This is a genomic window from Bacteroides clarus (assembly GCF_015555825.1).
GTDB lineage: Bacteria > Bacteroidota > Bacteroidia > Bacteroidales > Bacteroidaceae > Bacteroides > Bacteroides clarus.
Genome location: NZ_JADNLF010000023.1, coordinates 1 through 6230, shown reverse-complemented (window position 1 = coordinate 6230; position 6230 = coordinate 1). Strand labels below are relative to the sequence as shown.

General features: G+C 37.2%; 3 protein-coding genes. 2 read left to right on the top strand and 1 reads right to left on the bottom strand.

Going from position 1 to position 6230, the window contains the following annotated elements:
• The first annotated feature begins 15 nt into the window (after positions 1–15).
• Both I2F54_RS16060 and I2F54_RS16055 read left to right on the top strand, forming a co-directional pair.
• Positions 16–2946, top strand: a complete 2931-nt coding sequence (locus tag I2F54_RS16060) for a SusC/RagA family TonB-linked outer membrane protein (protein WP_262894518.1) — start codon at positions 16–18, stop codon at positions 2944–2946.
• A 49-nt stretch (positions 2947–2995) separates the two neighbouring features.
• The gene (locus tag I2F54_RS16055) at positions 2996–4438 is read left to right on the top strand and encodes a RagB/SusD family nutrient uptake outer membrane protein (protein ID WP_195501905.1); all 1443 of its coding nucleotides are present in this window, start codon (positions 2996–2998) and stop codon (positions 4436–4438) included.
• 152 nt (positions 4439–4590) lie between these two features.
• Here I2F54_RS16055 and I2F54_RS16050 read toward each other — a convergent pair whose 3' ends face one another.
• A complete protein-coding gene (locus tag I2F54_RS16050) occupies positions 4591–5718 on the bottom strand; it encodes an AAA family ATPase (RefSeq protein ID WP_195501903.1) in 1128 nt (375 codons plus the stop codon).
• Between the last annotated feature and the right edge of the window lie 512 nt (positions 5719–6230).

Sequence of the window (6230 nt, the reverse complement as noted above, 5' to 3'; positions counted from 1 at the left end):
AGTTCTGCGAAGACTTTGCAGGTTTCGTTCGTGGGTATGCAGACGCAAGAGGTTGCAATAAGACCGACTGTGAAAGTTATTTTAAAAACTGATAGTGAAGTACTTGATGAAGTTGTCGTAACCGGATACGGAGTCACCAAAAAGGCAGCTTTTACAGGAGCAGCAACTACACTTGGAGCAGGGAAAATAGAAAGTAAAAATGATGCCAATCCAATAAAAGCATTGGAAGGTACTATTCCCGGTTTACAGATGAGTGTAGGCTCAGGACAACCCGGTGCGCCGGCTACTATTTACATCAGAGGACGTAACTCTTTAAATTCAGGAACACAACCATTGTATGTAGTAGATGGCGTGCAATACTTTGCCGACGCAGTCGGGGTACGTTCCAGCGAAGGACAAGAGGTTTCTCCTTTGGCCTCGTTGAATTCTAATGACATTGAGAGTATTACAGTATTAAAGGACGCTACAGCGACTTCTATTTATGGAGCACGTGCTGCTAACGGAGTTATCGTAATTACCACTAAAAAAGGTAAAAGCGGTAAACCCCAAGTAAACTTCACTGCGAAGGTTGGCTTTGAGACGATGCCTTCATATACAAACCGGTATAAACTTACAAATACAACTCAAAATCAAGAATTGGCTATTGAGGCATTATTAAATGGTTACGCGGATTTTGGTCCTGAATCTACATTCGGCTACTATAATCAAATATTAGGACTGGGACTTCCTTATGACAAAACTGGCGCTTGGGACTTTTATGATGCCTTTACTTCCTTAGTTGGCAATGGAGGAGAGAATGATGGTTATTGGCTCAGTAAAGCTAAAGAGTATGGATATGATACGAACTGGATAGATGAAGTTACTCGAACCGGATTGGTGCAAGAGTATGGATTTGACATTAGTGGCGGGGGTAACTCTGAAAATGCCCCTAAATATTATGTTTCTATGAATTATATGAATGAAGAGGCATTTATCATAGGAAAAGACCTTGAACGTTACTCTTTCCGTTTTAACTTAGAGCATGCGCCTAGTAAATATGTCAAATATGGGGTAAATTCCAGCCTTTCGTATACCAAAACAAACATGGGTTCCGGTGGTGGATATATGTCAGATCCTATCACCATGGCTTATATGATGAACCCGATGAATCCTGTTCGTACTGAAAACGGCGAGTGGAATTGGGACACATCTTATGCAGGTTATAATCCGGTAGCTCAACGTAGTGAAAATGGAGATAAAGGTACTGCAAAACAGTATAGAGCGGTTTTGTCACCATTTGTTCAATTGAACTTCACTGATAAAATATTCTGGAATACCCGTGCCAGTATTGACGCGTTAATATTGGATGAATTTGGCTATTGGTCATTTATGCAACCACAAGGATTGGATATGCGTGGTATGGGTGAGAACAATACAACTGTCAATACCCAGTTCTCCATAACCAATACATTGAATTACATTGATACTTGGAAAGACAAGCATCATGTAAATTTCCTACTTGGACAAGAAGGACAGAAAATCAATATGAAGCAAGCTTACCTGGCTGGCTCCAATTATCCGGTAGACTATCTCAATGAAGTTTCTAATGCCGCCGTACCGGGTAGTGCTGCTACTTATCAATATAACCTATTATTGTGTTCTTTCTTTGCCAATGCGCAGTATGATTACAATGACAAATATTATCTGTCTGGAAGTTTCCGTTATGATGGTTCATCACGCTTTGGTAGCAACAACCGATGGGCTCCTTTCTGGTCTGTTGGTGCCAAATACCGTATCTCTAACGAAGCCTTTATGGAAAACACAAAAGATTGGTTAACAAATCTAACCTTGCGTATGAGTTACGGTACTTCAGGTAATCAGGAAGTTGGTGACCAAACAACAAAGAACTCATGGTATGCATCCCGCAATCTGTTTGGATTTGGGTATAACTATAACAATTTGCCGGGTATGGCTCACGAACAATTTGGTAATCCTGATTTAAAATGGGAGCAAACAAATAAGTTCAATGTCGGAGTCGATATTTCTCTCTTCAACCGATTGAATATCGAATTGGATTACTACAATCATCGCACTAAGGATATGGTATTTGCCGTACCTGTATCTATGACAACAGGTTTAAGTTCTTATTATAAGAACATTGGTGAATTGGCGAATAGTGGTTTTGAAGCCAGCCTAAATGCTCTGTTAATTACTACTAAAGATTGGAAATGGGACATAACTTTGACAGGAGCATTCAATAAAAACGAAGTAAAGAAATTAAGTACTCCAGACCCTATTGAAGGCAGTATCCAAATCACTGAAGTAGGACATCCTATTTATCAATTTAAGATGAAAGAATATGCAGGTGTTGACCCTGATACCGGTGACGCATTGTGGTACAAAAATGAAACTGGAAATGAGACTACAGCTAACTATAATGCCGCAGCCAAACGCTATCTTGGCGACCCCAATCCTGATTTTGCAGGTTCTATCAGTACTGGCTTGAGTTGGAAAGGCATAGATTTGGCAGTACAATTAAATTACTCTTTAGGTGCTAAAATCTATGGTAATAACTTACACTATGATGAACAATTGGGTGGCTCATTCTATCAAAACTTTACAGAATATGTCTATGACAATCGTTGGCAAAAGCCAGGTGATGTAACAGATGTTCCACGTTTAACAACAGAAAGTAATTATGCCAATAGTGCATCGTCGCGTTTCTTGATGGATGGAGACTATTTGAAAATACGTTCTATTTCATTGGGCTACACTCTACCCAAATCATTGTTGGAGAAAACATTCATTAGAAGTTGCCGCGTCTTTATGAATGCAGAAAACGTGTATACTTTCTGTGCTGACAATTATCGTGGTTTCGACCCGGCAAGTGTCACTCCGGATGGGGTACAATTCTGGAACTATCCTGCACCGCGCAGCTTTATGTTTGGCGTAAACTTAGGTTTCTAATTATAGAATAGACTGAATTTAGAACAAAAATAATAAAACAGAAATTTATATGAAAAGAATATATAAACTGATGCTATTCTCGATTCTCACACTCGGCATGACAGCATGCGATTTTGATACCGAGAATTTCCAACAAATACCAACAGATGAGGCTTATAAAAGCGTGCAAGATATCCAAAACGGAATGAACGGTGCTTACTACGCTTTAGGAAGTTACCGGTTTCTTGGAAACTATGCCGTAGCATATGGTGATTTTTGTGGTGGCGTGAGTAACGGTAGTTCAAGTACCGGGCATTTTTATTATCAAAGCAATTGGATTATCTCTGATACTGATGCGGAACTTGAAGACATGTGGTATTATGGTTTGCAGGTAGTAGACCGTACCACACGTACAATCGCCGGTGCAAAAGATGTGCTTGCCAAAGCAGAAAGTCTATTTCTTACCGAAAAAGATATTGCAGACATTAACCTTTATATGGGACAATGCTATGCGTTAAAGGCTTTAGCTAACTACTATCTGGTCAATTTGTTTGGAAAGCCTTACCATATAGGTACTGACAATATGGGATTGCCGTTAGTAAAAGAAGAACCTATTGAACCATTTACAAAAATTGATCGCTCCAACATTCTACAGACTTATGAACAGATTACTTCTGACATAACCAATGCGGAAACCTGCTTGAATGAAGCAACTCAAGTTGTAAGTGAACCCAATGCATTTTATATGGGTTCTATGGGACTTCAAGCATTGAAAGCACGTGTGTATATGTCTTTAGGAGAATACTCGATAGCTGAAGGTGCTGCAAAAAAAGCGATTGAGTTAAAGGGCAAAGGAGATGGTACAGGTAATGACAATATCCCAAGTGATGAAATTTATGTCTCTATGTGGACTTCATTAGCCATTACAGATGAAGACTTGTTTACTATAGCTAAGACGGAAGCTGATAATCTATCTGCCAATTCTTTGAATACTTTATACGGTTCTTATGGTGCAACTCTAACTAATTCCACCATCGCTTTGTATGAGAATAACGATATCCGAAAAGGGCTTCTGAATGGTACCAAGACACTGAAATACCAAGGGCTTCCAACATCCGCTGCAACGAGTAACATTCCTATTTTCCGTAAATCGGAAATGAGCTTGATACTTGCGGAGATTTATACACGCCAGAACAATCTTCCATTGGCGCAAAATTATTTATTATATACAGCAAAACGTAACAAAGATATTACGTCAATAGCTGATTTGCCTACAACACAAGCTGATTTATTGCAGTTTATATCGGAAGAACGTATCCGTGAGTTTTCAGGTGAAGGTCATCGTTTCTATGATGCACGTCGAATGGGAGATAAAGTTGCTCTTGTTGGATATGAACCATTTGATATTCAGCAATTTGTATTTCCTATTCCTGCGGCAGAAATAAATGCGGGATATATGACGCAACAAAATGAAGGATGGGATAATAACCTACCGGTTTCGACTGCAAATTAATTATCGTATAAGATTCTATCCATTCATTCTACAATAGTGAAAATATAGCCCAAGCTACATTATATTAATGTATACTTGGGCTATATTATTTTTTAATTTAAGGAATATGATGAATCCAGTATAAGCAGCCGGTCGATAAGTAAATTTAGCTTTTAACTTATCTGTTTCTTCAGCCAAATATCAAAGAACTTATCATATATGCTATACACACCTAATTCATTAGTTACAAAATCTTTATCCAAAAGTCCTTTAATGGCTCCTTGTACAGAACTGGCAGTCAGTTTATAAGTTTTCAAGAATTTGGAGGAAGTAATCTCCTGCGCCTTCCCTTCTTTGCAAATAGCAATAAGAACTTCTTTTTGTTTAGGTGGAAGTTGAAACAAAAGCGAAGAATAGGTAAAATTCAATTGTGCCAAAATATTATCAACTGCAGTATTCACTTTATCAACTGTACATTCTTCACCTTCAGCAGTTATTGCATAAAGTGAGTTTGCCAGAAATTGAATGTACCAAGTTATTCCTTCAAAACGCTGATAAACTTCTTGAACTGTTTCCTCAGTAATTATTTTCTTATTCTCCGTAAAGTGCTTTTTTATAAATTCCGTATAAATATCTATATCAATAGGAGATAATTCCATGATAGCCGTACTCTGATAAAACGGACGTGATGGGCTGGTAAATATCTCTCCCATCATATGTCGTTGCGAACCGGCATAAATAAATTTCGCATTAGAACAGTGTTGGATATGTGTTCGTAGTGTAGCCTCAACATCACTTTCCGGGTATTTAGCAATAACTTGAAACTCATCAATGGAGATTAAGCAAGGTTTATCTGCTTGTTCCAAATAATGAAATATTTCATCAAGAGTAATGGTAGGAGTCTTTATATCTCCCATCTCCAGATTCCAACTTGGATTACCGCTGAAGTCAAAAGAAATACTGGTACGAAGAGAAGACAAACTTTTGAGAAATACTTCCCACGCTTTTCTTCCACGTGGCTTTAAACCGTTCAAAATACCTTTTCCAAGTTCAAATACAAACTCTTGAAGATTCTTTGTCGCATATATATCAATTAAGAATGTATGATATGCTTCCTTTATTTGTTTTTGATGAAAGCAATGTTCTATCAGCCCCGTTTTTCCTAAACGGCGGGGAGATATCAAAGCTACGTTGTTACCGTTGGTTATATAGCGTGTTAATGTGGCAGTTTCAATGATACGATCACAAAAGTACTCTGCCGAAATATAGCCACTGGTTATAAAAGGATTGATTTTTGCCATAGATTACATGTTTTACACAAAGATAATTATAATCTTATTATAATAGTAATTTTATAACGATTTTCTGTAAGCAACAATTCAAAAGTACGATAAAAAATAAGAATCTCTCTTTCTTATCTTCCTACTTATGCAAAGTTCTTTCATCTACAATACTGTGTTTTATTTTGACATGAGATCTAAATCTACTGCTTTTATTATAGCATGCCTCATCTTTGATAGCAACCAATATTTAGATTACTTTTTATTTACAAAGATAGTGCAATAAAAGACCAAGGTATATTTTAATAGTTATCATATAAGTTATATTACAGTATGTAACATTTTAAGAATCAGTACTTTGTTTTGAAGTACGGTAACACACGAGTAACTTTATAATCTTGTTAATTCCCTCTTGAATATGTTCTGTTGACGTTTTAGTCAAGTAGGATAAATATGTTATTATTTATAAGTTATTTATTTAGAGATATTTATGCATCTGATAGTTCTGCGAAGACTTTGCAGGTTTCGTTCGT